At 65.7% G+C, this 25,786-nt stretch carries 24 protein-coding genes and 2 pseudogenes; 12 read left to right on the top strand and 14 right to left on the bottom strand.

Going from position 1 to position 25,786, the window contains the following annotated elements:
• Positions 1-17 precede the first annotated feature (17 nt).
• The 3 genes from ASE96_RS12055 to uraD all read right to left on the bottom strand — a co-directional run bounded on the left by ASE96_RS12055 (position 18) and on the right by uraD (position 2,576).
• Positions 18-1,358, bottom strand: a complete 1,341-nt coding sequence (locus tag ASE96_RS12055) for an MFS transporter (protein ID WP_056430487.1) — start codon at positions 1,356-1,358, stop codon at positions 18-20.
• A 382-nt stretch (positions 1,359-1,740) separates the two neighbouring features.
• A complete protein-coding gene (gene uraH / locus ASE96_RS12050) occupies positions 1,741-2,082 on the bottom strand; it encodes a hydroxyisourate hydrolase (protein WP_056430484.1) in 342 nt (113 codons plus the stop codon).
• Positions 2,079-2,576, bottom strand: coding sequence for a 2-oxo-4-hydroxy-4-carboxy-5-ureidoimidazoline decarboxylase (gene uraD / locus ASE96_RS12045; protein ID WP_056430482.1), 498 nt, complete (start codon positions 2,574-2,576; stop codon positions 2,079-2,081). The genes uraH and uraD overlap by 4 nt, the downstream gene beginning before the upstream one ends.
• A 247-nt stretch (positions 2,577-2,823) precedes the next feature.
• On the opposite strand from uraD, the gene ASE96_RS12040 reads away from it, so the two are divergent.
• Both ASE96_RS12040 and ASE96_RS12035 read left to right on the top strand, forming a co-directional pair.
• Positions 2,824-3,165, top strand: a complete 342-nt coding sequence (locus ASE96_RS12040) for a YciI family protein (RefSeq protein ID WP_056430479.1) — start codon at positions 2,824-2,826, stop codon at positions 3,163-3,165.
• Between the two features lie 114 nt (positions 3,166-3,279).
• A complete protein-coding gene (locus ASE96_RS12035) occupies positions 3,280-3,519 on the top strand; it encodes a hypothetical protein (protein WP_056430475.1) in 240 nt (79 codons plus the stop codon).
• A gap of 81 nt (positions 3,520-3,600) precedes the next feature.
• Here the strand turns inward: ASE96_RS12035 and ASE96_RS12030 are convergent, their stop codons facing one another.
• Together ASE96_RS12030 and ASE96_RS12025 are read right to left on the bottom strand one after the other, a co-directional pair.
• Complete coding sequence (locus ASE96_RS12030) at positions 3,601-4,002, bottom strand: hypothetical protein (RefSeq protein WP_156367584.1); 402 nt, start codon at positions 4,000-4,002, stop codon at positions 3,601-3,603.
• A 355-nt stretch (positions 4,003-4,357) separates the two neighbouring features.
• Positions 4,358-5,194, bottom strand: coding sequence for an alpha/beta fold hydrolase (locus ASE96_RS12025; RefSeq protein ID WP_056430469.1), 837 nt, complete (start codon positions 5,192-5,194; stop codon positions 4,358-4,360).
• A gap of 192 nt (positions 5,195-5,386) precedes the next feature.
• Between ASE96_RS12025 and ASE96_RS19370 the strand changes: the two genes are divergently transcribed.
• Positions 5,387-5,554: a hypothetical protein gene (locus ASE96_RS19370; protein ID WP_192815714.1), complete on the top strand. Its 168-nt coding sequence runs from the start codon at positions 5,387-5,389 to the stop codon at positions 5,552-5,554.
• A gap of 68 nt (positions 5,555-5,622) precedes the next feature.
• Here the strand turns inward: ASE96_RS19370 and ASE96_RS12020 are convergent, their stop codons facing one another.
• A complete protein-coding gene (locus ASE96_RS12020) occupies positions 5,623-6,525 on the bottom strand; it encodes a serine hydrolase (RefSeq protein ID WP_082492708.1) in 903 nt (300 codons plus the stop codon).
• Positions 6,526-6,667: 142 nt separating this feature from the next.
• Here ASE96_RS12020 and ASE96_RS12015 point away from each other — a divergent pair, with 142 nt between their 5' ends.
• Together ASE96_RS12015 and ASE96_RS12010 are read left to right on the top strand one after the other, a co-directional pair.
• Positions 6,668-7,588, top strand: a complete 921-nt coding sequence (locus ASE96_RS12015; RefSeq protein ID WP_056430466.1) for a 2-hydroxyacid dehydrogenase — start codon at positions 6,668-6,670, stop codon at positions 7,586-7,588.
• A 118-nt stretch (positions 7,589-7,706) separates the two neighbouring features.
• A complete protein-coding gene (locus ASE96_RS12010) occupies positions 7,707-8,732 on the top strand; it encodes a DUF808 domain-containing protein (RefSeq protein ID WP_056430463.1) in 1,026 nt (341 codons plus the stop codon).
• A 512-nt stretch (positions 8,733-9,244) separates the two neighbouring features.
• On the opposite strand, the gene ASE96_RS12005 is transcribed toward ASE96_RS12010, so the two are convergent.
• The 3 genes from ASE96_RS12005 to ASE96_RS11995 are packed head-to-tail and all read right to left on the bottom strand — an operon-like array spanning position 9,245 to position 13,805.
• Entirely contained in the window at positions 9,245-10,720 is a 1,476-nt protein-coding gene (locus ASE96_RS12005; protein ID WP_056430460.1) for an aldehyde dehydrogenase family protein, read from the bottom strand.
• 45 nt (positions 10,721-10,765) lie between these two features.
• Positions 10,766-12,220: a carotenoid oxygenase family protein gene (locus tag ASE96_RS12000; protein ID WP_056430457.1), complete on the bottom strand. Its 1,455-nt coding sequence runs from the start codon at positions 12,218-12,220 to the stop codon at positions 10,766-10,768.
• A gap of 25 nt (positions 12,221-12,245) precedes the next feature.
• A complete protein-coding gene (locus ASE96_RS11995) occupies positions 12,246-13,805 on the bottom strand; it encodes an FAD-binding oxidoreductase (protein ID WP_056430455.1) in 1,560 nt (519 codons plus the stop codon).
• Positions 13,806-14,015: 210 nt separating this feature from the next.
• On the opposite strand from ASE96_RS11995, the gene ASE96_RS11990 reads away from it, so the two are divergent.
• On the top strand, positions 14,016-15,305 hold the full coding sequence (locus ASE96_RS11990) for a PucR family transcriptional regulator (RefSeq protein WP_056430452.1): 1,290 nt from the start codon (positions 14,016-14,018) through the stop codon (positions 15,303-15,305).
• Between the two features lie 125 nt (positions 15,306-15,430).
• On the opposite strand, the gene ASE96_RS11985 is transcribed toward ASE96_RS11990, so the two are convergent.
• Entirely contained in the window at positions 15,431-15,958 is a 528-nt protein-coding gene (locus ASE96_RS11985; protein WP_056430449.1) for a DUF427 domain-containing protein, read from the bottom strand.
• A gap of 122 nt (positions 15,959-16,080) precedes the next feature.
• Between ASE96_RS11985 and ASE96_RS11980 the strand changes: the two genes are divergently transcribed.
• From ASE96_RS11980 to ASE96_RS19180, 3 genes are all read left to right on the top strand, one after another.
• Positions 16,081-17,820, top strand: a complete 1,740-nt coding sequence (locus ASE96_RS11980) for an ABC transporter ATP-binding protein (RefSeq protein ID WP_056430446.1) — start codon at positions 16,081-16,083, stop codon at positions 17,818-17,820.
• Positions 17,817-19,820, top strand: a complete 2,004-nt coding sequence (locus ASE96_RS11975) for an ABC transporter ATP-binding protein (RefSeq protein WP_056430443.1) — start codon at positions 17,817-17,819, stop codon at positions 19,818-19,820. The genes ASE96_RS11980 and ASE96_RS11975 overlap by 4 nt, the downstream gene beginning before the upstream one ends.
• Positions 19,821-20,440: 620 nt before the next feature.
• Positions 20,441-20,605: a hypothetical protein gene (locus ASE96_RS19180; protein WP_156367582.1), complete on the top strand. Its 165-nt coding sequence runs from the start codon at positions 20,441-20,443 to the stop codon at positions 20,603-20,605.
• A gap of 218 nt (positions 20,606-20,823) precedes the next feature.
• Here ASE96_RS19180 and ASE96_RS11970 read toward each other — a convergent pair whose 3' ends face one another.
• Positions 20,824-21,234, bottom strand: a complete 411-nt coding sequence (locus ASE96_RS11970) for a hypothetical protein (RefSeq protein WP_056430440.1) — start codon at positions 21,232-21,234, stop codon at positions 20,824-20,826.
• A gap of 208 nt (positions 21,235-21,442) precedes the next feature.
• On the opposite strand from ASE96_RS11970, the pseudogene ASE96_RS18850 reads away from it, so the two are divergent.
• Positions 21,443-21,685, top strand: a pseudogene (locus ASE96_RS18850) (transposase); the annotation flags it as partial.
• 60 nt (positions 21,686-21,745) lie between these two features.
• Positions 21,746-22,079 (top strand): annotated as a pseudogene (locus tag ASE96_RS11965) (IS110 family transposase); the annotation flags it as partial.
• Positions 22,080-22,210: 131 nt separating this feature from the next.
• Here the strand turns inward: ASE96_RS11965 and ASE96_RS11960 are convergent.
• The 3 genes from ASE96_RS11960 to ASE96_RS11950 all read right to left on the bottom strand — a co-directional run bounded on the left by ASE96_RS11960 (position 22,211) and on the right by ASE96_RS11950 (position 24,292).
• Positions 22,211-22,570 carry a hypothetical protein gene (locus tag ASE96_RS11960; protein ID WP_056430435.1) on the bottom strand — a complete coding sequence of 120 codons (360 nt, stop codon included), beginning with the start codon at positions 22,568-22,570 and terminating at the stop codon, positions 22,211-22,213.
• Between the two features lie 341 nt (positions 22,571-22,911).
• Positions 22,912-23,613: an SCO1664 family protein gene (locus tag ASE96_RS11955; protein ID WP_056430432.1), complete on the bottom strand. Its 702-nt coding sequence runs from the start codon at positions 23,611-23,613 to the stop codon at positions 22,912-22,914.
• A 13-nt stretch (positions 23,614-23,626) separates the two neighbouring features.
• Complete coding sequence (locus ASE96_RS11950) at positions 23,627-24,292, bottom strand: MSMEG_4193 family putative phosphomutase (RefSeq protein ID WP_056430429.1); 666 nt, start codon at positions 24,290-24,292, stop codon at positions 23,627-23,629.
• Between the two features lie 92 nt (positions 24,293-24,384).
• On the opposite strand from ASE96_RS11950, the gene ASE96_RS11945 reads away from it, so the two are divergent.
• A complete protein-coding gene (locus ASE96_RS11945) occupies positions 24,385-25,773 on the top strand; it encodes a sigma 54-interacting transcriptional regulator (protein ID WP_056430426.1) in 1,389 nt (462 codons plus the stop codon).
• Positions 25,774-25,786: the final 13 nt, after the last annotated feature.

Below are 25,786 nucleotides of genomic sequence, written 5' to 3'. Positions count from 1 at the left end.
AGATGTGTGTGGCCAGCTTAGACAGGTAGCCGCTTGTTGTAGTTCAGGGTCAGGACGGAGACGCCCATGATGATCGCGGATCCCACGAAGTAGAGCAGCGCCCAGGTGTAGGAGCCGGTGGCTCCGACAATGAGGCCCACCGCAATCGGCGTCACGAACCCGGAGATGTTGCCGCTGAAGTTCATCGCGCCGCCCAGGACACCGGCGTTCGTCCGGCCGCCCAGGATGGAGGGGATGCTCCAGAACAGGCCCACCCAGCGGAGGAAGAACATCACCACGGACAGGAGGACGACGGCGGTGGTGGGGTCCGCGACGACCGTGACGCCGATCAGGCCGCCGATCACGACGACGCTGGAGGTGCCCAGGAGCGTGCGCATCACGCGGTTGGCGGAGGCGCCGGCGGCCCGCCATTTGTCGGCAAGGGTGCCGCCGAGGATTTCGCCGACGAACCCGGCGCCGAAGATCACGAACGTGGACCAACCGATGGTCTTGAGGTCAAAGCCTTTGGCCTGGGCCAGGTAGAGCGGACCCCATGTGAGCAGGCCGTAGAAGACTCCGTTGAAGCCCAGCCAGCCGAAGCACATGGCCCAGAAGGAGCGGAACTTCAGGTAGGGGAGCAGTGCACGCTTGCCCCTGCTGCCGTCGAGCTCGGCTTCTGCGTCCTCGGCGGCGTGGGAGGCCTCGATGTACTCGGCCTCGGCGTCGTTGACGCCGCGGTGCTGGCGCGGATTGTCCCGGACGTACCACCAGACGGCCAGGCCCATGAGGACGGTGGCGGCGCCGGCGATGATGAAGGCGATCCGCCAGCTGCCCGTCGAGGCGATGAGGCCTGCGATGAGGATGCCGCCCAGGCCGGCGCCCAGGGGCGCGCCGGCGTCGAGGATGGTGGCGCCGCGGCCACGTTCCGACTTGTGCATCCAGATGGCGTTGAGCTTGCCGCCGGCCGGCATCACACCGGCTTCGGTGACGCCGATGCCCAGGCGGGCGATGAACATGCTGAGGAAGCCGCCGGCCAGGCCGGATGCTGCCGTTGCGGCGCCCCAGCCGACGCAGGAGGCGGTCATCACCTTACGGGGACCGAACTTGTCGATCAGGAGGCCGACCGGAATCTGCATGAGGGCGTAGGTCCAGAAGAACGCCGAGAGCAGGAGGCCCACGAGTTCGGGGGCGAGGTTGAATTCCTTCTGGATGATCGGCAGGGCCACGGAGATGGAGCCCCTGTCGATGTAGTTGACGGCGACCAGGACCAGCAGGAGCAGGAACATTTTCCAGCGGACGTTGGTGCGACGTTGCACGCCGTCCTTGCCGGTTTTGTCGTCGGGGAGCGGGACTGCGGTTTCAGTATTTTGAACAGACACAACTTCTCCTTTACAGAGAGGAAGATTGCAGACGGGGAGAAAGACTTGGGTGACGGCGGGGCAGGGGCCGGGTGGTGGGGCGTCCTGGGACCTAATTCAGGGGAGCCTGGCAATGAACTGCGGCTCGGGATCTGAATCGCTGTCTTTTGGGATCCCATTTTGGGATCCCAAAATTCAGATTAGGAGTGACCCGCGCCACTGTCAAGGACTTTGGTTCTGTTGTGGCCCACCTGGGCCAAAATACTGATTGTGACAGCTGCGGGCGGAGGATCCCGTGGCGGGTGCGGGGTGGGAGCCGGGCTTTGGCGGCAGGGTGCCGGGCGCGCGGAAGGGCCCGCGGCGGCGCCGCGGACCCTTCCCGTTATGGCAGGTTCTGGTGCTCTCAGCTGCCCCGGTAGGTGGAATAGGCGAAGGGGCTCAGCAGGAGCGGCACATGGTAGTGGGCTTCTGACTCCACCACGCCAAAGGTGAGGATCACTTCCGGGAAGAACGTTTCGGTGCCGCTGGCGGCGAAGTACTTGCCCGTGTCGAAGGCCAGGCGGAAGGTCCCTGTGGGCAGCCGGTCCGGTCCGAGTTGTTTCACGCGTCCGTCCGCGTCGGTGGTGCTCTCGGCGATCTGGACCCAACGCTCGCCGTCGAGCATGTGGAGGGTGACAGGGACGTCTGCCGCCGGCTTGCCGGAGCCGGTGTCGAGCACATGGGTGGTGACGTGGGACATGCTCATTTGCCGATCAGTCCTTCGAGTCGGAGCACTGCGATTTCCCGCAGCTGCTGGCCAATGATTGATTGTTCTTCTTCGGGGGTGTGGGCGAGGCGGGTGTTGAGCGCGGCCAGGATTTCCTCGCGGCTGCGGCCGGCCGCGCGGATCAGGAACACCTGGCCGAACTTCTCTTCGTAGGCCCGGTTGCCTTCGGCCAGGGCTTCCGCGACGGCGGCATCGGCCACGCCCAGTCCGGCCTGCTCCGACTGGGACAATTTTGCTTCGGTGCTGTTTCCTGCCGCCCGCTCACCGATCCGCGGGTGATGGGCCAGGGCGGCGTCGATCTCGGCCGGGGTGAACGGGTCGGCTGCGCCGCGGCCCGCGTCCAGGAGTGCGTCGATGGTGGCGTAGGGCCGCGCGTCGGCGACCTCGTCGATCCAGCGCCGGATGTCCAGGCAGGGACGCAGGGCATCGGCGGCCTCCGTGCGGCCGGTCGCGTTGAACTGTTCAAGGTGCATGAGACAGGTCCTCGTATGTGATGCTGGCATCCACGGTGTAGGGCTATGCGGACATTTGCTTCCGCATCATGGAACTGTTATTTCAGCATATGCAAAAAGTCAATCGTACTGTCCTGCGGGTGTCAACTTCCGGGCGGTTGGCGACGGAGCGGGCACCGGCGTTTGGGGCCATCGGGATCCTTGCGCGGCACGATCGCGTCGGCGAGGATGGGTGCGATCCCCGTGCTGCGAAGAAGGAGTCGACGCGATGACCAAGTATCTGATCTCGTTTCCGAGTGCCGCCATGGTCTTCCCTGAGGAAGAGCTGCAGGCCGTTTCGGATGCGGCGCACGCCGTCGTCCAGGAGGCGAAGGATGCCGGCGTCTGGGTGTTCGGCGGCGGCATCGATGAGAGCATCCCGCCCGTGATGGTCGAAGGCGACGGGACCGTGGGCGAGGGCACCTACCCGCAGACTGCGCAGCTCGAGGGCGGCTACTCGGTGCTGGAGTTGCCCTCGTACGAGGCGGCCCTGGAGTGGGCCGCGAAGATCGCCGTCGCCTGCCGTTGCGCGCAGGAGGTGCGCGCTTTCCAGTACGACCCCGCCAGCTGAGTCCCGTGATCCCTAGCTGACGAGCCCCCGGTCGGTCGACTCCGCCCACCGGCAGCCCCTTCTGCCTCCGCGTTACGCTGGGAAGGATTCCATCCGCGGACGAAAGGCAGGGTCATGAGCGATCCCACTGAACCGAGCAACGATCCGGCCGATCTGCGGGGGCCGGGCGACCCGGACGCCGTCGAAGCCCGTCAGCCGCACGCCGAACCCGGCCAGGCCGGCAACATCCGCGAGGAACAGCTGACCCAGGCCGCCGGAACAGTGCCCGCAGCCCATGTCGGGTCCGGCGACTCCGAGGCGGAAGACAAACCGGAAGACGCCGCGGACACCGGCATGTGGGACGAAGAGGTGTAGCGCCTCCGCCCACAAGGAAGAGCCAGGGGACATGTCCCCTGGCTCCCGTTGCGTACCCGCCGGGGTAGGCATGCCGGTGGATCAGCGGCGCACTGTTTCCAGGTCGCTCTTCTCCCACCGTGTCCAGTTGGACCAGCGGCCATGGTCGGTGCTGACCCTGAAGGAGACCAGCTGGTACACCTTTTCAGGGCCGTGGCGATCATAGTTCGGTACCCAGTCGGAGCTGCGCAGCGTGACCGCCCTGTCGTGGCGATCGAAGGACTCCCTGAACCACGATGAACCCAGGAAGTTGTCGTGGCGGCGTTCGTCCTCGTAGCGCAGCTGCCGGATCTGTACGGTCCGGCCGTCGCGGCAGTAGACCTTGATTTTGAAGTCCACTTTGCCGTTGCCACGCGACTGGGGGTCGAGGGGATCGACGGTACAGCCGCGGTACGAGGTATCGGCCTGGGCCGGTGCCGCCAGTGCCAGCGGTATTCCGGTCAATCCGAAGGATATGGCCGAGAATAAGGCCAGCCTTGACCGCCAGGATTTCTTGGCGGTCGGAGTGATGGACATTGTTTTCTTGCTCCTACATTAATGATGCGGATCACCAATTTCGGACGGTGCGAGCCGGCGACGGTTGCACGTCGAACGAAGGGCAATCGAGGCGGTAACGATTCCGTCCATTTCGATTAGCACCCCCTGATTGTGCGGGGCTTGGGTCCGGGGCCCGCTCGTTGTACTTGCTCGGCCCGGTATATCTATGGTGCTCCTGCTTCGGCCGCCGCGCCACCCCTGAACGCCCTTCGCCGGCCGCTGGGACGCGGGCATGTCCACCCCGCCACGGCCGGCCGAGCCCCTACTTCCCGAGGAACCCCAGCAGGGCCTCGTTGACTTCGGCGGCGTGGGTCCAAAGCATGCCGTGCGGGGCACCTTCGATCTCGACATATTCCGCGCTGGGCAATGCCTTGGCGAACCGCCGGCCCGTGACGTCGATCGGCAGGATGTTGTCCGCGGTGCCGTGGACGATCAGCGCGGGGACGTCGATCTTGGGGATGTCGCCGCGGAAGTCGGTGAGCCAGGTGGGCTGTGCGGCCGCCGAGGCGGTGGGGCCGCCCGAGGTCGCCAGGTTCCAGCCCGCCCGCATCACTTCCTCGCTGAGCCGGGGCGTGCCCAGGAAGGTGTCGCTGTTGTAGAAGTTCTTGAAGAACTCGGTGAAGAAGGCGTAGCGGTCGGCGGTCACAGCCTCCATCAGGCCGTCGAACACGGACTGCGGGACGCCGTCGGGGTTGTCATCGGTCTGCAGGAGGTAGGGTTCCAGCGAACCGAGGAACACGGCCTTCGCCACGCGGGACGAGCCGTAGGTGCCGAGGTGCCGGCCCACCTCGCCGGTGCCCATCGAGAAGCCCACCAGCACAGCGTCGTTCAGGTCCAGGGTGGTGAGCAGGGTGTTGAGGTCCGCGGCGAAGGTGTCGTAGTCGTAGCCGTCGGTGGGCTTGCTGGACTGGCCGAAGCCGCGTCGGTCGTAGGTGATGACGCGGTAGCCGGCACCCAGCAGGGCCGTGGTCTGCTTCTCCCAGGAGGATCCGTCCAGCGGATAGCCGTGGATCAGGACCACCGGCTGCCCGGTACCGTGGTCCTCGTAGTAGAGCTCGATGTCGGTGCTGTTCTCGGTTCCAACCTTGATGTAAGCCATGTCAGCGGTCCTCTCGGTACGGTTCGGAAAGTCAGTTCGTGCAGGAGTGGCGCAGCGCTGGTGCCACTGTACGGAACCAACGCAGGCAGGCAGTGGGGTGTTCCCGTGCCCGGGATTTTGCCGGTGCATATTTTGACGCAGATACCCCTAGGGGTATAATAATTGCAACAGACCTACCAAAAGGAGAGCCAGATGTGCCGACAGGTTGCATGCAAGAAGTGCGGTAAGACCACTTGGGCCGGCTGCGGCCAGCACGTTGACCAGGTCATGCGGGGCGTCAAGAGCGCCGACCGCTGCAAGGGCCACGAGGGTGAAGTCAGCACCAAGACCGGCTTCTTCGCCAAGCTCTTCGGCCGCTAACCCGGTTCTCCGGCAGGCAGGGCCCCGTCGCACCGAGTGCGGCGGGGGCCCTGCTCGTTGAGGAGCCCCTACTCCAGCAGCGCCCGCGTCACCACCTCGGTGAGCCCGTGGATTACGGCCAGGCGTTCCTTGCTCTCGCCGTCCTCGCCCCAGGTGTAGATGGCCAGCGCATAGGAGCGCTCGCCGGAGGTCAGGAGTGCGGCGTCGTGGACATAGCCTTCCAGCTCGCCGTACTTGTGCTGCACCGTGATGTCCGGCCCGACGGCGGCCGGAATGAGGCGTTCGTTGTTGGTCTTCTGCATGTAGCCCAGCAGTTCCTGCGTGTGCTCCGCGTTGAGCAGCTTGCCGGTGGAGAGCTGCTTGAGCAACTCCGCCATCTCGGCCGCGGTCAGCAGGTTCTGTTCGGGGTCGTAGCTGATCCCGATCGACGCGGCGTACTCGATCAGCTCCGGATAGCCGATGTCCTGTATCAGCAGCAGCCAGGCGTCGTTGCTGCTCGCGTTGACCATCGCCTGGAGCTGGAACGCGGCGTCGAAGCTCCCCAGCGGCGCGTCGAGCGATTTCTCGCCGGCCTCCACCAGGTGGTAATAGGCGGCCGCCGTGATGATCTTGGCGGTGCTGGCCGCCACAAACTCGGTCCCGTCGCCGTAGCTGCGCGGCTCACCGCCGTGCGTGTCCGCCAGGACGACGCCGATCCGGTAGCCGGAGTTCGCGGCCAGGATCCGCTCGATCTCGGCATCGAGGTCGACGGCGGCCCGCGGGGCCCGCGTCGCCGGGACCGCTGCCGCGGGCTTCTCGTCCTGCTGGGACTGCGGTCCGGTGAGGAAGTCCGTCCGGGGATCCGGCCCGGTACGGACGACGCCGGCGGTCACCACGCCCAGCAGCACCAGGACCGTGGCCGCCCAGACCAGGAGCAGCTTTCCACGGGCAGAGAGGGACGCGGCCGGGCGGGAGGGTCCCGAGGTGTTCATGGGGCAGGGCCTTCCGGGTTTACAAAGGGGAGGGGTTTCCTGCAACTTATGCCCGGGGACTGGGCATGTCCACGCGACGCACGGGACGTCAGGCAGATGAGGGCCAACTTCCAGCTGGGACCGCCGCACTAGGCTGGCAGCTATGCCGAGGATAATAACTGTGAGCCTGCCGGACCCCACCCTGCGCAAGTACCTGACGCCCCACCCGGACGTCACCGTCCTGGAGTGGGACCTAACCGGGGAACCGCCCGTGCCCCGCATCGACATCGTGGTCCAGCCCTACATGGGCAGCACGGAGATTCTGCGCAGCCTGGAGCAGGTGGAGACCGGGCTGGTGCAGAGCCAGTCGATCGGGTACGACGGCGTCGCGGACTCGCTGCCGCCGGACCGGGTGTTCGCCAACGCCGCCGGCGTCCACGAAACCTCCACCGCCGAACTGACCCTTGCCCTGATCCTGGCCAGCCAGCGCGAGTTCCCGCGGCTGCTGGCCAACCAGCGGGAGGGGCGCTGGGAGACCCGGCCCACCGCCAGCCTCGCCGACCGGCGGGTGCTGATCGTCGGCTACGGCGGCGTGGGCAAGGCGATCGAGGACCGGCTCCTGCCGTTCGAAACCACCGTGACAAGGGTGGCCAGCCGGGAACGGACAGACCCGCGCGGCCACGTTCACGGCATCGACGAGCTGCACACCCTGCTGCCGGAACACGACATCGTGATCGTGGGCGTGCCGCTCAGCGATTCCACCCGCCACCTCATCGACGATCGCTTCCTCGGGGCCATGCCCGACGGCGCCCTGCTGGTCAACGTGGCCCGCGGACCGGTCGCAGACACCGACGCCCTGGTGAAGCACACCGCCAGCGGCCGGATCCGCGCCGCCCTGGACGTCACCGATCCCGAGCCCCTGCCGCAGGACCACCCGCTCTGGCGGACCCCCGGCGTCATCATCAGCCCGCACGTGGGCGGGGCGAGCTCTGCCATGCGCCCGCGGATGGGCCGGCTCCTCCAGCGGCAGATCGACCTCATGCTTGCTGGCGAACCGCCGGCGAACGTGGTGCTGGGCGGCTAAGTCCGCCTTTCCCGTCGACGGACCGCCCGCCACCATATAATTCGAACATGCTAATCACGCGCCTTGACCGAGGCAACCTCGCCCCGCCGTCCGCCCTCAAGCATTACGGAAGCGAGCTGTGAGCGGCGGTCTCGTCGCCCTGCTGGACGACATCGCAGCCCTGGCCCGGATAGCGGCCGCCTCGGTGGACGACGTCGCGGCCGGAGCGGCCAAGGCGGGTGCCAAGGCCGCCGGCGTCGTCATTGACGACGCCGCCGTCACCCCGCAATACGTGTCCGGGGGGGACCCGTCCCGCGAACTGCCGATGATCAAAAAAATCTTCTGGGGCTCGCTGCGCAACAAACTGTTGATCATCCTGCCGGCGCTGCTGCTCATCAGCGCCTTCATCCCAGGGGTCATTCCGTTCATCCTCATGCTGGGCGGCACCTACCTCTGCTACGAGGGTGCCGAGAAGGTCTGGCACAAGTTCTTCGGCCACCACACCGCCGAAGAAGACACGCCGGCGGTGGACCGGGGCCCGGAAGCGGAGGCCAAGGTCACCAAGGGCGCCATCACCACCGACTTCATCCTGTCCTGCGAGATCATGGTCATTGCCATGAACGAGGTGGCCGACGAGTCCTTGTGGGCCCGGGCGCTCATCCTGGTGGTTGTGGCGCTCGTGATCACGGTGGCCGTTTACGGCGCCGTCGCACTCATTGTGAAGATGGACGACATCGGACTGCACCTGGCAGCCAAGGACTCTGCGGGCTCCCAGCGCTTCGGCGAGCTGCTCGTCAAGGGGATGCCCTCCGTGCTGACCACGATCACCGTTGTCGGGACGGTCGCTATGCTGTGGGTGGGTGGCCACATCATGCTGCAGGGGGCCTACGACCTCGGCTGGCACCTGCCGTACGACCTGGTCCACGTCCTCGAGGCTCCTTTCGCCGGGATCGCGGTGGCGGGCGGCTTCCTGGCCTGGCTGGTGAACACCCTGTGCTCGGCCGTCCTCGGTCTCGCCTGGGGCCTGGTGGTCATGGCGATCCTGACTCCGCTCCTCAAAGTGCTGCCATTCGGCAAGAAGAAGAGCGGGCGCGAAGAGGGCGACGTCCGCGCCGCCGTCGACGGCCATCAGCCGGCAAAGCACGACGCCGATCCCGCCTCCTAACTCGGACCCGCCGTCGTGCCACATGATCAGGCGCGCGGCATCGCTCAAGATGGGACCGTCACCCCACCTGACGTGGCGAAGGGGAGACACCCTGACCGATTATCGAGTACATCGACCGGCACGGCGGTGATGTAGGGCATCGGCTGCTGACCGTGTATGAACAGATCCGGTCGGCCGCGCCCGATTAAGCCGTGGAATCGATCATTTGGCGTATGCCGACCTTCAAAAGTCGGCACCGAGCCGTTGTTCTTCTTCACCGGAACAAGGCGCCACACCGAGCTCATCCGAGATAATCGCGTGGCGGCTGCAGCAGCTGCCTTCAGACAGGGTTGAGCTGCAGCTGCGCGTCTTGGCTCGATGTACTCACGCGCTAACGGGATGTTGTTGCGGTCGGCGCTTCAATCCACGGCAGAGCAGTTAACCTTTCGCATCGCTGACTGCTTTGGAGGCACGAAAGTGGCCTGCCCGGACGGGATTGTCCGTGCAGGCCACTTTCGTATGTTCCCGCTGATCTAGAGGCGGGTGACGCCGATTGTGTGGTCGGTGGTGAACTCCTCGATGGCCCAATCGCCGTTAAAGCGACCCAACCCGGAATTGCGTTGCCCGCCGAAGGCCACATGCGCTTCATCCTGGATTGTCATTTCGTTGATGAAGGTCATCCCGGCCTTGACCTTGTGGGCAAACTGCAGGCCGCGGTCGAGGTTCTGAGTAAAAACGGCGCTGGAGAGGCCGTAGGCGTGATCGTTGGCGAGTTGAAGAGCGTGAGCCTCGTCCTCAGCCCTCAGGATGGCGACCATGGGACCGAAGATCTCCTCGCGGGCGATCTCCATGTCAGGGGTGACGTCGGCGAAGACGTGTGGGGGCACCACCCGGCCCCTGATCTCGGCTTCGACGACAGTGCGGGCACCGGCTTCCTGGGCCCATGCGATTTTCTGCTTGAGGCCTGCAAGCTGAGAATCGTTGACTACAGGGCCTACCAAGGTGCCCTCGGCAGTGGGGTCGCCGTAGGTCACGGACGCTGCCGCTTCGGCGAAACGGGAGACGAACTCCTCGTAGACCGGGGCTTCGACGATGATCCGGTTGACGGACATACATATCTGGCCGGAGTGCAGGAAAACCCCTGGGACCGCAGCTGCTACAGCTGCTTCGAGGTTGGCGTCGTCGAGTACCACCAGTGGGGCGTTACCGCCAAGCTCCAGGGCCACTTTCTTCAGGTGTTCGCCGCTGGTAGCGACTGCGCCCACACTCTGCCCGACCGGGGTGGAGCCGGTGAAGGAAATCAGTCCCGGCACAGGGTGGGCCACGAAGTCGTCACCGATCTCCGAGCCGGCACCGATGACAGTGGACAGTACTCCTGCCGGCAGGCCAGCTTCCTCGAAGATCCGTGCCAGGATCAGTGCGCCGGTAACAGGAGTGTCACTAGCCGGCTTGATGACCACGGCATTACCCAGGGCCAGGGCCGGGGCGACGGACCGCTGGGATAGATGCAGGGGAAAGTTCCACGGGCTGATCACGCCCACCACACCGATCGGTTTGCGGTAGACGCGCATCTCTCGGTTGGGGGTGTTGGAATCGAAGATCTTGCCGTGGACCCTGGTGGGAAAGGATGCCGACTCCTGCGTGATTCCGACGGCGAGTGAAACCTCGATGTTGGCCTTCAGCAAAGTGGAACCGGACTCGCGGACCAGCCAGTCCACGATCTGTTCGCGACGCTCCTCAAGAATCTGCGCGGCACGGCGCATCACCTTCTGGCGCTCGGCCGGTGGCCAGGCGGCCCATTCAGTCTGGGCTGCCTCTGCGGCGCGGTAGGCCTCGTCGACGTCTGCGACTGAGGCCTGACGGATGGTGGTCAGCACGCTGTCATCGAAAGGGTTCGTTACCGTGAGGGTTTTCGCGGACCGGCCCTCGCGCCACTGACCGGCAATGTACTGGAGGCTGATGTCCTGCCCTGCGAATATCGCCGGGGCTTCGATGGTGGAGATGGTCATGGGGTGTCGCTCCTGTTCAGGTAGTGCAGAGAAGTATGAAGGTGGTTAGTTGACGTGTTCACTGGCGAGGACCCGGAGGGAGTCTTCGATCTGCTCGCGGTCAGACCAGCTGCCGTGGAAGCCGAAGGGAACGCGGCCGGGCAGCTTCACCCTGGCGAGCGGTGTACGGCCGAATTCGGCCGTGTCGTAGATGCACAGTTCGCTCAGCTCCGTCTGGCGGTTCCACCAGATTGAGAGCAGGTAACCGTCGTCCTCATTCACGGCCCCGGCCCGTGGAACGAAGATCGGTTCTGAGGGGTTTGTCAGGTCATCCAGCCCCTCGATCACCGTGACCGTTTCCTTGGTGAGGTCCGTCTTGGCCAGGCCGTCGCTCATGGTGTCGGCGTCCCTGCCACGGGTGGTGGCGAAGTAACCGAACTTGTGTTCCAGACCGACCTTGTTCGGGTTGATAGCCGGGAATTCACCCGCGATGTGGCTGGTGGCCTGGTTCGTGACGCGTCCCGTGGCGGTGTTGACGGTCCAGCGCCAGGGGATTGCGTTCATGAACCACTCATGGGAGTCCACGGGCCGGGTGATACGGTCCGCGGGCGTGCCGAAGCGTTCCTTGATGCGCGGGGCTTCGATGACGATTTCGTTGCCTCGCTCGTAGGCGTTGAAGAAGTGCGTCGGGAAGAACGTCTCGTCGACCCGGTAGGTCCGCACTTCGTGGGTCGTCCGGTGCATGGTGACGATCTCGACGCCGTTGTTCGTGGCGGCGGGGTCCCAGACCAGGCCCGGCTTGCCCTGGCCTATGTTGGGTGCCAGGAACAGCCCCGGGGTTACAAAGAAGATCGCGTAGTTCTTGCTCACGGCGAAGTCATGGAACATCGACGGGGCGCTGGTGCTGAAAGCGAAGGTGTCGAGGACCTTCCCGTGCCGGTCTGCCTCATACCAGGTGACGTTGGTGCCCATGTAGGAGTAGAAAAGCATGTTGCCGGTGTCCGGGTCGAGCTTGTAGTGGGCCGTGCAGGTGAACGGAACATCGCCGTTGAAGTCATATGTTCCGAATGTTTCCAAGGACTGCGGATTCATCTGGTGCGGTAGGCCGCCCTCAAAGAATACGAGCAGCCGGTCGGCGAGGACGCCTACGTTGGTGTTGGGCACGTTCTTCATGCGCGGGGCGCCGGCCGGCAGCGATGGGGCCGTGCCGCCGTTGACGAACCCGGAGTAGACCGCCTCTCCCGCCTCCATCTCGACTTTCAGCGCGTCGGTCATGACCCACTTGTTCCGGTAGGCGGCCTTGCCGTCGCGGAGGTAGGTAGCGTAGACCATGCCGTCGCCTTCGAACCAGTGGTACCGGTCTGTGTTGCGCGGCTTGAACTTGGGGTTGGACCCGGTGCGGAACAAGGCTCCGTCGAGGTCATCGGGAATCTTGCCGATGACCTCGAGGTCGAAGGCTTCTGTCTCCTCATGCCAGGGGGTGAAGGGGCCGTTGAGGAACTTGTTGTCTGTCTCCCACATGGTGGTGCCTTTCGGTATTGGAGTTCTAGGAGTTCTTGGCCGAAGAGGGCCAAATGCCGTGGTTGCCCGGCGAGAGCGTTCCGGCAGGGTCCAGAGCGTCCTTGAGGGAGGTGTAGAGGCGGTTCAAGGCACGATCGTTGAAGTCGAAGTTCTCTGCCACGTGCTCGATCAGCGAGGGGTGGGCGCGGTATTCGCTCCAGCCCCAGTCGGCGGCCTTTGCACACATGAGTTCGACGGCGGCGTGGGCGGCTGCCGCTTCGGCAGGGTCGTTCACGTCGAAGAAGACCATGCAGGCGCCCACGAGGCTCCGGGTGTTGGCGATCCAGCCGAAACCCGCCACCAGTCCGGCTTCTTCGAGGATGGTGCGGACCATGAGCTCGTGCTTGGCAGCGGATTCGCCGTCGAACGGGATCGCGGGCGAGAAGTCGATGTGGCCAACGTTTTCGCCGATGTGCTTCTTCATCATGTCCAGCAGGAACATGTTAGGGATGCCGGCCGGGACCAGGTCCAGGGGGTGCACTTCTTCCGGGCTGACGTCGCCGCGGTAGGACCTTAGATCCACGGTGACGCCGGGAAGGTGGGCTACGGCATCGGTGACAATGCGGCGCCGTGCCTCCACCATGGCTTCGTGGCCGTAGAAGGCGATGCGGGCGTGCCAGCGCCCTGGGGGCAGTGTCGCGGACAGCTTCGCCGCCTTCGACATCCCGGTGGTGTCCTGCATCGGGTTGGCCCGACCGTCCTCGGGTTCCGGTGAGCTGGTGATCAGCGGGAGGCCCTGAATGGTGCCGTCCAGCACCAAAGGGCGGAGCGCGTCGATAAGCGGGGCAATGTCCTCGTCGTTGTGGCAAATGATCGCCCCCGTGGTGAATACCTCCGGCTCGGGCATGAGCCAGACGCCCATCTTGGACACGATGCCGAAGTTGGACTGCATGAACAGGCTGTCCAGGGAGGGGCCGAAGCCGCGTTTGTGGCGCTGCCACATCGGGCTGTTGCTGATGGCGCCGAGGCCGGTGCGGACCACTTCGCCAGAGGCGAGGACCACTTCCATGCCACAGACCGCGCTGGCGTGGTCGCCGTTGACGGTGTAGCCGTAGCCGTGGTCCAGGGTGTTGCCGACGATGCTGCCCCAGCCGAGGTCCGGGACCGAAATCCAGAGCTTCAGCCCGCGCGCCTTGATCTCGTTATAGAGGTCGAAGAAACTCACGCCGGGCTCGAGCAGGGCGTAGCCGGCGGCCTCATTGATTTCCAGAATCTTGTTCATACGGCGCAGGCTCAGGACCACGGAGCCGTTGACCACCGGGGCCGAGCCGCCGTAGCCGTAGTTGCGCCCAGTGGAGGAGGTCCAGAGCTGGATCTGCAGTTCGTTGGCGATCCGGACCACGGCCTGGATTTCTTCTACGGTGGACGGCTGGACCACAAAGGAGGGCTGGTAGTCCTTAGCGTCGTCGCCCTCGTAGGGGTCGCGAAAGTCCTTGACCTGGCTTTCATCCAGCAAGACGGCATCGGAGCCGAGAACTTCGGTCATCCGCGCAATGGCCTTGCTCAGAACCGAGGACGAGTTGTTGAGCTCAGTGGTTGTTGTCATGTGCTGTGTCACGCTCCGTTGCTTGACGGGTGTTCAGCTCCGAACACCGGTTGCTTCAAGTGTGGTGTGGCACACAGGGTTGGTTCTTGGTGCCGGACGGCAAGAAAAGTCGTTCCGTATGGCGCCCGGGAGCAAAGACCTCTGCGCGCATCCCTATACTTGGCTTCCGGTGGCCAAGACCAAAGGTGGTTTGTAACAGTGATGAACTGGATGGAAAGTCTCCGCCCGACAGCGAACGGCGCGGTTGACGGCCCTGCATCGGATCCGGAGATCATTGCCAGCGCCGAGGCGGAAATCGGCGCGCCAGCCACGGCATGGGCCATCGAGGCTGCCGCGGAGATAGTCCGCCAAGTGGATGAGGACTTCAGCCTCGCCGGGACGCCCGGCATGATGACCGGTACCGAGCGGGAGGGATGTGAAGCGTCCCTCCTCACGACCCTGATCGGCTTGCACCGCGGCACCGCGGCGGCTGACATTGTGGCCCCGCGCGGCGCCCAGGAAAATGTACGGTTGTCAGTGCGGCAGGGCGTCCCGATCGGGTCCGTGCTGCGCACCGTCTGGGCCTGCCACACCCGGGTCCAGGATGCGCTGCTGGCCGTCATCGAGCAGGAAGTCCCTGCCGACCGCATGGTCCCTGAAGTGCGGGAGCTCAATGCGGCCCTTTTTTCCTACGTGAACTCCTACGTCATCGACCTCATGCACGGTTACGAAGACGAGCTCACCCTGTGGCATGGCCGGCTTCCAGCCGAACGGCAGAGGGTACTCACGGCAATCCTCGACGGCGAAGAGCCGGGCGAAGACGCCGAACGCATCCTGGGACTCAGGCTCGGAAGGCACCATCTGGTCGCCTTGGCGTGGCCCGCCACCAGCGGGCACATCCCGGACCGTGAGGCGGCGCGCCAGCGATTCGGCACCGACGCTGCGCAGGCGCTGGGCGCCGCTGGCTTCCTGACCGTCGAATACCAGGGCACCACGCTCTTCTGGTGGGGGTTCAACACCCGCCCGGACCCCTCGGTGGCAGGAGCGCTACGTGCTGTGCCACGCGCCGACTGGATCCACCTCGCAGCTGGGCGGCCCGGCTCCGGGCTATTCGGGTTGCGGGACAGCCACTTTGAGGCCCAGCAGGCTGCCCGGGTCGCCCGGATTTCGCCGCAGCAGAAATTTTGGGACTACGACACCGCCGGCATGCTGGCACTGCTCATTGCTGATTCCCAGGCAGCTGCCAGGTTCGTCCAAGTCCAGCTCGATGGGTTGCTGGGTCCGGACCAGAAACTGGCCGACATCCGCGACACCTTGCGCCACTTCCTGATGGCCGGCAGCAGCCGCCTTGCGGCAGCCCAAGCCTTGCATCTGGCCACCAACACCGTGGCATATCGGGTCAAACGAGCCGCCGAGCTACTCGGCCGCCCCATCAACGAGAACCAGGCGATGACCCTGGCGGCGCTGGAGATGGCACACACCTTCCCGCATCTCCTGGACGCGTCGGCTCTTACGCAATGACGGAGTTCGCGCCCACGGAAGATGTCCCGCTTCCTGTCGGTTAGAGGAAGAAACCCAGCGCCCGCGGTCCCCAATCAGCAGAGCCGGGAACGCCCGGATGGTCGTGTCAGGTTCAGAAGAGGTCATCACCACCCGGCCGTGCCAGGGCCGCCCTTGAACGGACCGACGATCTTCTTAGTGATCCAGCCGCCGTAGAAGTCGCCCTCCTGGGAGGTCACCGGCACGCCGTCGACTTCGCAGGAGTCCATGTGCCGCGGGTAGAGGGCCACCCGGGTCCTGAGCGCCTCGAACCCCCGTGCGGGCTCCGGGTAGGTCCACGCTCCGCGGGCAACCACGACGCCGCCGGCAACGACGTCGAAGTAGTGCGCTTCCCCCTTGAACTCGCAGAAGCTGGTGCCCTCCACCGGGACGAGCACCCCGGCCGGGAAGGCATCCAGCGGCAGGTAGTAGACCGGCGGATGGCTCGTCTCCAGGACGCGCACGGAATCGGTGGTGTCGGCAATCACCTGCCCGCCCAGCCGCACGGTGACCCGTTCCGGCCGGTGCTCCACCCTGGGCGGCCGGGGGTAGTCCCACACTGATTCTTGGCCGGGCTCGGGTTTGATGGGCCGGGGACGCCGGAAAATGCCGGAAAGACCGTGAGCAGGAGTCATCTCCCCATGGTGCCACCTTCCGCCGGGAAGCGGTCCGCCCTGAGAGGAACCCGTTCCGCTCCAAGCCTCTGGACGTAAACTGACCTTCACACCACTGCCGTGACCCGTGAAGTGGAGTACGGATGCTCTGGAAACTGCTCGTTGAATACCTGCGGCCGCAGCAGCGGCTGCTGCTCGCCGTCGTCGTCTTCCAGCTGGCGCAGTCCATCGCCTCGCTGTACCTGCCCACCCTGAACGCGGACATCATCGACCAGGGCGTGGCGAAGGGGGACACGGACTACATCCTGCGCACCGGCGCCGTGATGCTGCTGGTCACCCTGCTGCAGATCGCCTGCGCCATCGCGGCCGTGTACTTCGGGGCGAAAGCGGCCATGGCGATGGGCCGGGACGTGCGCGGCGCGATCTTCAGCCGCGTGGCGGCGTTCTCCGAGCAGGAGGTCACCCACTTCGGCGCGCCGAGCCTCATCACCCGCTCCACCAACGACGTCCAGCAGGTCCAGCAGCTGGTCCTCATGTCCGCCACCCTCATGGTGGCCGCGCCAATGCTCTGCATCGGCGGCGTCATCATGGCGATCCGGCAGGACCTGCAGCTGTCGTGGCTGATCGCCGTCAGTGTGCCCGTGCTGCTGGCGGGAGTGGGGCTGATCATCACCCGGATGGTGCCGCTGTTCCGGCTCATGCAGACCCGGATCGACACCGTGAACCGGGTGCTCCGCGAACAGCTCACCGGCATCCGCGTGGTCCGCGCGTTCGTCCGCGAGGAGGTGGAGACCACCCGCTTCGCCCGCGCCAACGAGGACGTCACGGACACCGCCCTGCGCGCCGGCCGGCTGATGGCGCTCGCGTTCCCCACCGTGATGCTGGTCCTGAACGTCTCGTCCGTGGCCGTGATCTGGTTCGGCGCGTTCCGGATCCAGGACGGCTCCATGCAGGTGGGCACCATGATCGCGTTCCTGAGCTACCTCATGCAGATCCTGATGTCCGTCATGATGGCCACGTTCATGGCGATCATGATCCCGCGCGCCGCGGTCTCCGCGGACCGGATCAGCGCGGTGCTGGGCACCGAATCCAGCGTCCGGCCGCCGGAGCACCCGCTGGATTTCTCTGGCCGCACCGGCCGCGGCGAACTTCAAATGCGCGACGTCGGGTTCGCCTACCCGGGTGCCGAGCAGCCGGTCCTCGCCGGGATCAGCTTCACCGCCCGCGCGGGGCGGACGACGGCGATCATCGGCGCCACCGGCTCCGGCAAGACCACCCTGGTGAACCTCATGCCGCGGCTCTTCGACGCGACGTCCGGCTCGGTGATGATCGACGGCGTGGACGTCCGGGAGCTGCACCCGGACCTGCTGTGGGGGCACATCGGCCTGGTCCCGCAGAAACCGTACCTGTTCTCCGGCACGGTCCGTAGCAACCTCCTTTACGGCAAACCCGACGCCACCGAGGAGGAACTCTGGCGGGCGCTGGCCATCGCGCAGGCGGAGGATTTCGTCCGGGAGATGGAGGGCGGGCTGGACGCGCCCGTCTCGCAGGGCGGCACCAACGTCTCCGGCGGGCAGCGGCAGCGGATCGCGATCGCCCGGGCGCTGGTGAAACGGCCGGAGCTCTACATCTTCGACGATTCGTTCTCCTCGCTGGACACCGCCACGGACGCCCGGCTGCGGCAGGCGCTCCGGCAGCACACCGCCGGCGCCACCCTGGTGATCATCGCCCAGCGCGTGTCCAGCATCGTGGACGCGGACCAGATCCTGGTGCTCGACGGCGGCCGGATCGTCGCGCATGGCACGCACGCGGAGCTGCTGGAGACCTCGGAGACGTACAACGAAATTGTGAACTCCCAGCTGGCGGCGGAGGAGGCGGCATGAGCAAGGTCGAGTCTCAGACGCCCGGCGCCGGTGGCGCAACCAAGGAGGCCCCGCTGCGGATTCCGCGCCCGGCGGGCGGGCCGGGGCGCGGCGGGCCGTTCGCCGGGATGAACGTGCCGGCGGAGAAGGCGATGAACTTCTGGCCGTCCGCCAAACGGCTGCTTGGCCAGCTGCGGCGGGAGCGGCTGTGGCTGGTGCTGGTCCTGATGCTCGCCGTGGTGAGTGTGACGTTCTCGGTGATCGGGCCGCGGCTGCTGGGCGAGGGCACCAACCTGATCTTCGCCGGCGTTGTGTCCAAGCAGCTGCCGGCCGGGGTGAGCCAGGAGCAGCTGATCGCGCAACTGCGGGCCCAGGGGCAGGACCAGCAGGCGGACATGCTCAGTGCCATGACGCTGACGCCGGGCGCGGGGATCGACTTCGCGGCGCTGGCCAACGTGCTGCTGTGGGCGCTGGCCTTGTACGTGCTGGCGTCGGGATTTATGTGGATGCAGGCATATATCCTCAACGGGGTGGTGCAGCGGACCATGTTCCGGCTGCGCGAGCGGATCGAGGCCAAGATCAACCGGCTTCCGCTGCGCTACTTCGACTCGATCCAGCGCGGGGAACTGCTGAGCCGGGTCACCAACGACGTGGACAACATCTCGCAGAGCCTGCAGCAGTCCATCAGCCAGGCGGTCACGTCCCTGCTGACCGTGCTGGGTGTGCTGGTGATGATGTTCATCCTCTCGCCCACGCTGGCGCTGATCGCGCTGGTCACCGTGCCGCTGACGCTGGTGACGACGGCGCTGATCGCCAAGCGCTCGCAGAAGCTGTTCGTGGCGCAGTGGAAGCACACGGGGGAGCTGAACGGGCAGATCGAGGAGACGTACACCGGGCACGCGCTGGTGAAGGTGTTCGGCCGGCAGCGGGAGGTGGAGGAGCGGTTCCGGCAGAAGAACGCGGAGCTGTATGAGGCGAGCTTCGGCGCGCAGTTCGTGTCCGGGCTGATCATGCCGGCCATGACGTTCATCGGGAACCTGGTCTATGTGGGGATCGCCGTGGTGGGCGGCCTGCAGGTGGCCGCCGGGGCGATGCAGCTGGGCGACGTGCAGGCGTTCATCCAGTACTCGCGGCAGTTCACCCAGCCGCTGGCACAGCTGGGCTCGATGGCGAACCTGCTGCAGTCCGGGGTGGCGTCGGCCGAGCGGGTGTTCGAGCTGCTGGATGAGGACGAGCAGTCGGCGGATCCTATGCCTTCGGTGGCGCCGAACGGCGGGCGGGGCCGGCTGGTGTTCGAGAACGTGTCGTTCTCCTATTCGCCGGACAAGCCGCTGATCACCGACCTGAGCCTGGTGGCCGAGCCGGGGCAGACGGTGGCGATCGTCGGCCCCACCGGGGCCGGGAAGACGACGCTGGTGAACCTGATGATGCGCTTCTACGAGCTCGACGCCGGGCGGATCACGCTCGACGGCGTGGACGTCACGGCGATGACCCGCAACGGGCTGCGCTCGCGGATGGGCATGGTCCTGCAAGACACCTGGTTGTTCGGCGGGACCATCCGGGACAACATCGCCTACGGCCGGCCCGGCGCCTCGGAGGCGGACATTATGGAGGCGGCGCAGGCGACGTACGTGGACCGGTTTGTCCGCTCCCTGCCGGAAGGGTACGACACCGTGCTCGAGGACGAGGGCTCGAATGTATCGGCGGGTGAGAAGCAGCTGCTGACGATCGCCCGGGCGTTCCTGGCCCGGCCGTCCGTGCTGATTCTGGACGAGGCGACTTCTTCCGTGGACACCCGCACCGAGGTGCTGGTGCAGAAGGCGATGAGCGCGCTGCGGTCCGACCGGACCAGCTTCGTGATCGCGCACCGGCTCTCCACCATCCGCGACGCCGACCTCATCCTGGTGATGGAGTCCGGGCAGATCGTGGAGCAGGGGACGCATGCCGAGCTGCTGGAGGCGGGCGGGGCGTACGCCGCGCTGTACGCGGCGCAGTTCGCGGCGCCGGTGGCGGAGGTTTAGGGGCGCTGGGCCGCTCCCGCCAGGCGGGAATCACGAATAGACGGTCCATGGTGCGACAGTACGGGCCGCCTCATCGTACGGAGGTTACATAATATCCGCTATCGGCCCGCACTCAATGACTCACAGACTCCGGCAGCGACAGACTTCCGATTTCATGCTGCAACGGTCAGCTCTAGGGCTGATCAACGAACGAGACAGGTTCGGTGACGAGGCCACCGGAGTGCCACTTGATAGCCTGGGCCACGCCGTCAGCGATCCGATGTAGGGATGCAGCGATGCTTGAGGGGAGCCCGGGAAAGGCGCTTTTCTGTCGCATGACGATGGCGTGGATCTCAAACCACGTTATCCATGCGACACAAGACGGAATTGAGGCAAGCAAACCCTCGTAATCTGCGGCAGACATTCCAGCGCGGGCGTACAGGGACTAAAGACCCACGGCAACACCAGCCTCGACTTCGTGTCGGCCCCTCCCGGCGAGTCTGATGGGTGGGGGAGTGGTCAGGAGCAGCAGGAGCAAGTGCGCGGTCGCCGCTGCGCGCCTGCAGGCATAGCAGCTCCCGAGGAAGCTGCTCGACACTGAACGCGGCGCCCTTCTTGAAGCCTTTTGCCTCAACCAAGAGTTGGACCGAGGAACCCGTCACCCAAACGTCCGGCTGTACGTCTATGTCAAGGGCTGGCAGCAGGAGACTGCCCGGCAGTACTTCCAGGTCGGCATGCTCAACCTCATTGGCGGCCGCAAGTCGGGTTTGTTCGGCGCCGTGGGCACAACGCAAGATTTCGCCTAGGAACAGCTCTCGCTTGTTCCAGCTTCTCCGGGGCGACTAGGTACGTCAGGCGCTCCACCTCGGCGAGAAGCGTCTCATGGGACGACTCCACCGAGTGATTGGTCGCCCGGCCGGCACTGACCTGGCGGACGACATTGGGATGGTAGTTGGTGCCGAATTTGGGAGCGTCTGAGTTTCCATGCACATCATCTGCGCGGAGGCGTGTGCCAAAGTCCCCGCTAGTGCCACCAGAGCAAAGCGACGCCACTGGCGACACTAAGGGAGACCAGTATCGGGGCGGCTACGAGGAAGGCTGAACTGAGTAGGGAGACACTGTAGCCGTGGCCGCGCAGAGAGGTCGCCCAGCGAATGGCATAGACGACGTTCGCGATCAAATAGGGGATCGATCCGACCGCGTAGAAAAGCGACAACATGATGCCAAAGCCAACTCCGCGAAGCCCCCCGGGCTCGTACATGCTTGCCGGGAGAGCAAAGCTGACATAAATCCCAATGAGGGCTGCAACACCAACCCCACCGAGTACCATCAGGACGTTACGGAAGGTCCTCGCCCATACCGGCAACGTGTTCGAGGTGGGCGGTGTGGCGTAGGCAAAGCCGTCAGTTTCGTTCCACGGGGCGGGACTGGTCACTGGGTACCTTTCGGGTCACGGGGGCAAGGGCTGCCCCGGTCAGCATACGGGGAACCCTGGCCGCAGCGCGGGTTGCAACTGCCGCGCGGTAGTCGTTGATCCAGGCGCCCCAGCGGGTCGTCTCCCTCCGGGTGCAGGCCGGGGCCGTGAAGATCACGGATGGAGTGCATGACAGCGCGTGTGGCCACCGGCGGGGATCCTGGACTCTCCTTTGCTCTGTGACCTTCCGGGTGTTGGTGTCGAGGTTGCCAGCCAGCTGCTGGTGACGGTCGGCGACGTTTTAGAACGCGTGGGTAGTGAGGCCCAGTTCGCAGCTTTAGCCGGGGTGCCGATGCCTGCATCATCAGGTAAGACGAGCCGTCACCGTCTCACCCGGGGAGGGGACCGCAACGGGAATAAGGCTTTACACCAGGTCGTGCTGGTGCGCGTGGGGCCTGATCCGAGGACGAAGGAGTCACAACGGCACGGTGATCTGCTGGGCCCCATCCATCCGACAGACTGGAGGCAGTTCTTGGTGCACCTATGGGCCGGTATTGACCGGCAAAGCACACCATCACTGCGTCGTGATCGACGCCGATGGAAATCGTCTGCTCTCGCAAAAGTCCCCCAACGATGAACCGGCCGTGCTCCCTCATCGCCACGTCCTCAAACTCGGCGGGGGCGATGAGGTGGTCTGGGCGACGGACCTGAAACACGGCGGACCGGCGCTCCTGATCGCACTGCTCTTTGCTCACGGCCAGGACATCCTGAACATCCCCGGCCGGATCGTCCGCCACGCCTCCCGGCTCTACCGGGGCGAGGGAAAAACGGTCGCCAAAGACGCCGCCGTCGTCGCTGACCAGGCATCGCCTGTTTGTGTCTGACCTGTCATCTCTTAAATTGTTGCGGATGGTGACATGAGATGGCGGGATGGCTGGAATCCCATCACTAGCTCCCTCGTCCATAGAGGCCCGAGGGAGCTGGCTTACTTGTCGTCTCAGATCGAGGTGTCAATATTGAGGAACGTTTCGAGGTTCGTGAGCTTGGTGCGTTCGCGCAGCAGGTCGGCGGCGCGAGGCTCAAGGACTTTCATCTGCGCGGCGATGCGGTCGCTGTACGCTTCGGTCTTGAAGCGTTTCGCTTCAGTGTGCCCGATCTTCAGGAGTCCCCACCGTGCGGCGGTCCTACGGATGTCCACATCGATGTCAGAGAGTCCGATGCGCTCGTTCTCTTCCAGTGCCGCAATGATCTGCGGAGTGCGCTTACGGGGTTCCGCGACGTACGTGTAGTAGTAGGCGACGGCGACGATACCTCCGACGACGATGATGAAGCCAACGATGCTGATAAGTGCTTCCATTACGGGGTGCTTCTTTCGCGTGTGACTGATCAATATGGCGGTACTTTTGGGCCAGCCTAGCGAACGGTCCGGTTACGCGGCATTCTAAAGGCCGATGGCGTCCCTCTCCCGGTTCCTGCCACTCTGCTGCGGCCAGCCTACGTCCGGAAAGGTGCCGGCCTTCGCTGTGTCCGCCCACCCCAGACTCCGTGTCGTCTACGGCTGGAAAAGAGCCGGCCACACCTCAGTGCCGGGGCCGGAGTAGCGCGGCCTGGACCATGGGAAACTTTGCCGTTGGTGCCTGAAAGGTTTCCTGAGGCAACTAGGTTGACAGAAGATCCGGTATCGGTTGTCGCGGGCGCCTATACGAGCGGCCATGGGTAACGCATGCCCGTGCGGTCAGCGGGCAGCACCCGTGCACGCAGCAGGCGCTGGACGCGGTGCTGCATGGCCGTGATCTCGTCGTCGTCGAGCAGTTTAGCCACTGCGGGAGGAACAGCCTCTGCGAGCGGGGCGATGTCCTTGAGCAGGGCTTCTGGGATGGGTTCGCCGGCGAAGTCCCAGATCACGGTGCGCAGCTTGAAGCTTGCCGAGAAACACAGCCCGTGGTCGATGCCCCAGATCCGCCCGTCATCGCCGCGCAGCACGTGGCCGCTTTTGCGGTCCGTGTTGTTGGCGACGTAGTCGAACAGGGCTATCCGGGCGAGCTCGCGGTGTGTCTCGGGGGCGTCCTCGAACAGGGTGAAGTAGTGCTCCTGGAAGTCGCATTCGACAAACCACTGCAGCGAGCCGACACCGAGGGGCGCATCCTCCCGAATGACCGTCTGAGGCACGAAGCCCCAGCCGAGCGATTCGCTCAGCAGGTAGGCGGCGCGTTCTCGCTTGTAGAGCCCGGGCTCGAAGTCGGACAGGGGACGTTCGCCGGCCTCCGGCTTGTAGACCGCGTACCCTTTGTCCTCGCCGCAGGAGACCTGGACGAGAAACGTCTGGTTGCTGCTGCGCGGGATGAGTCCGAGAAGTTCTATGCTGCCCTCGCTGAGCAGCATCAGTTCCCGGGCGGACACCGTCGGCCCTCACTCATGACGCCCTCAGCCCGCTGAGCGGTTCCGACGTCGAATTCACCATGTGCACGGCAGGGTCCTGGCCCTCCACGAAGGAGATGGCCGACACCGATCCTGGGCTGATGACGATCCGCTGGAAGAGGTCCAAGGGCGTGCCCAGGGCGTGGGCGACGGCCGCCTTAATGGGGTCGGCGTGGGAGAAGCACACGATTACGCCCCCGGCGTGGGCTGCACGCAGCACCTCCATCGCGCCGACGATCCGCGCCTGCATTTCCGGAAAGCTCTCGCCGTCAGGAAAGCGGAACGTCGACGGGCTGTGCTGGACGGTCTGCCACTCCGGCAACGCCGCCAGCTCGGCGATCGCGGCACCGGTCCACTCGCCGAAATCGCACTCAAGCAGCCCGTCGTCGTGCTTCACCGCCAGTCCGGTGCGCACCGCCGTCGGCTCTGCCGTCTCGCAGGCGCGCTCCAGCGGCGAGGAATAGAGGGCGTCCACCGGCAGGCCAGAAAGCCGCTCCGCGACCCGCACTGCCTGGTCCCGGCCGCGGTCGGACAGGTGCAGCCCCGGGGCGCGCCCCGGCAGCACCATGCCCGTCGTCGGCGTCTCGCCGTGGCGCACCAAAAGGAGGAGCGTGCCCTGCTGTGGGGGCTTCGCCGAAGGTCCAGGCGTTGCTGCAGTCATCAAGATTCAGCCTAAGCCGGGCAACAGCCCAAAGCGCATGAATCTCAAGAAATCCCTCGATTCCCCGCCGGGTACAGGTCTACGGTGGAGGGGTGAGTGATCGCCCCGATATCTTCACTGTTGGTGAACTGCGTGCCTCCGGCCACGTTCACAAGGACCTGCGCCGCGAAATCCGCGACAACCTGCTCGCCGCGCTCGCCGCCGGCCGCGACCCCTGGCCCGGGATGTACGGCTTCAGCCGCACCGTCCTGCCCCAGCTGGAGCGCGCACTGCTCGCCGGGCACGACGTCGTCCTGCTCGGTGAACGCGGGCAGGGCAAGACCCGGCTGCTGCGCACCCTGGCCGGGCTGCTGGACGAGTGGTCGCCGGTGATCGAGGACTCGGAACTGAACGAACACCCCGACGAACCCCTCACCGAGCACTCCCGCGCCCTCGCCCTCACCGAGGGGGACCGGCTGCGGGTGGCGTGGCGCCACCGCTCGGAACGCTACGTCGAGAAGCTCGCGACGCCGGACACCTCCGTCGCGGACCTGATCGGCGACGTCGACCCGATGCGGGTGGCCGAGGGCCGCCGCCTGGGCGACCCGGAAACCATCCACTACGGCCTGGTCCCGCGCTCCAACCGCGGCATCATCGCCATCAACGAACTCCCCGACCTCGCCGAGCGGATCCAGGTCTCCATGCTCAACGTGATGGAGGAGCGCGACATCCAGATCCGCGGCTACGTGCTGCGGCTGCCGCTGGACGTCTTGGTGGTCGCGTCCGCCAACCCGGAGGACTACACGAACCGGGGCCGGATCATCACGCCGCTGCGGGACCGCTTCGGCGCCGAGATCCGCACCCACTACCCAATCGAGCTCGACGACGAGGTGGCCGTCATCCGGCAGGAGGGCCACCTGGTGGCCGGCGTCCCGCCCGTCATCCTCGAGATCCTGGCCCGCTACACCCGGGCGCTGCGGCAGTCCCCGGCGATCAACCAGACCTCCGGGGTGTCCGCGCGGTTCGCCATCGCCGGTGCCGAAACCGTCGCCGCGGCCGCCCTGCGCCGCGCCAGCGTGCGCGGCGAGGACGAGGCCGTCGCCCGGATCATCGACCTGGACGCCGCCGTGGAAGTCCTGGCCGGGAAGATCGAGTTCGAGTCCGGGGAGGAGGGCCGGGAACAAGACATCCTGGACCACCTCCTGCGTGTGGCCACCGCGGAAGCCGTGCGGGCGCACTTCCACGGCATCGACATGGGTGAACTCGTAGCCGCGCTCGACGGACACACCACCGTAACCACCGGGGAGCTGGTCACCGCGCGGGAGTTCCTGCAGAACCTGCCGTCCCTCAACGGCTCCCGCCTCTACGACGACATCAGCGAGCGCCTGGGCGCGACGAACGACGGGCAGCGCGCCGCCGCCGTCGAACTGGCACTGGAAGGCCTCTACCTCGCCCGGCGGATCGCCAAGGAGTCCGACGACGAGGCGACCGTTTACGGGTAAGTAATCCCACGGC

Origin of the sequence: Arthrobacter sp. Leaf69, assembly GCF_001422645.1 — a bacterium.
GTDB lineage: Bacteria > Actinomycetota > Actinomycetes > Actinomycetales > Micrococcaceae > Arthrobacter.
This window is presented reverse-complemented; position numbering and strand designations above follow the sequence as displayed.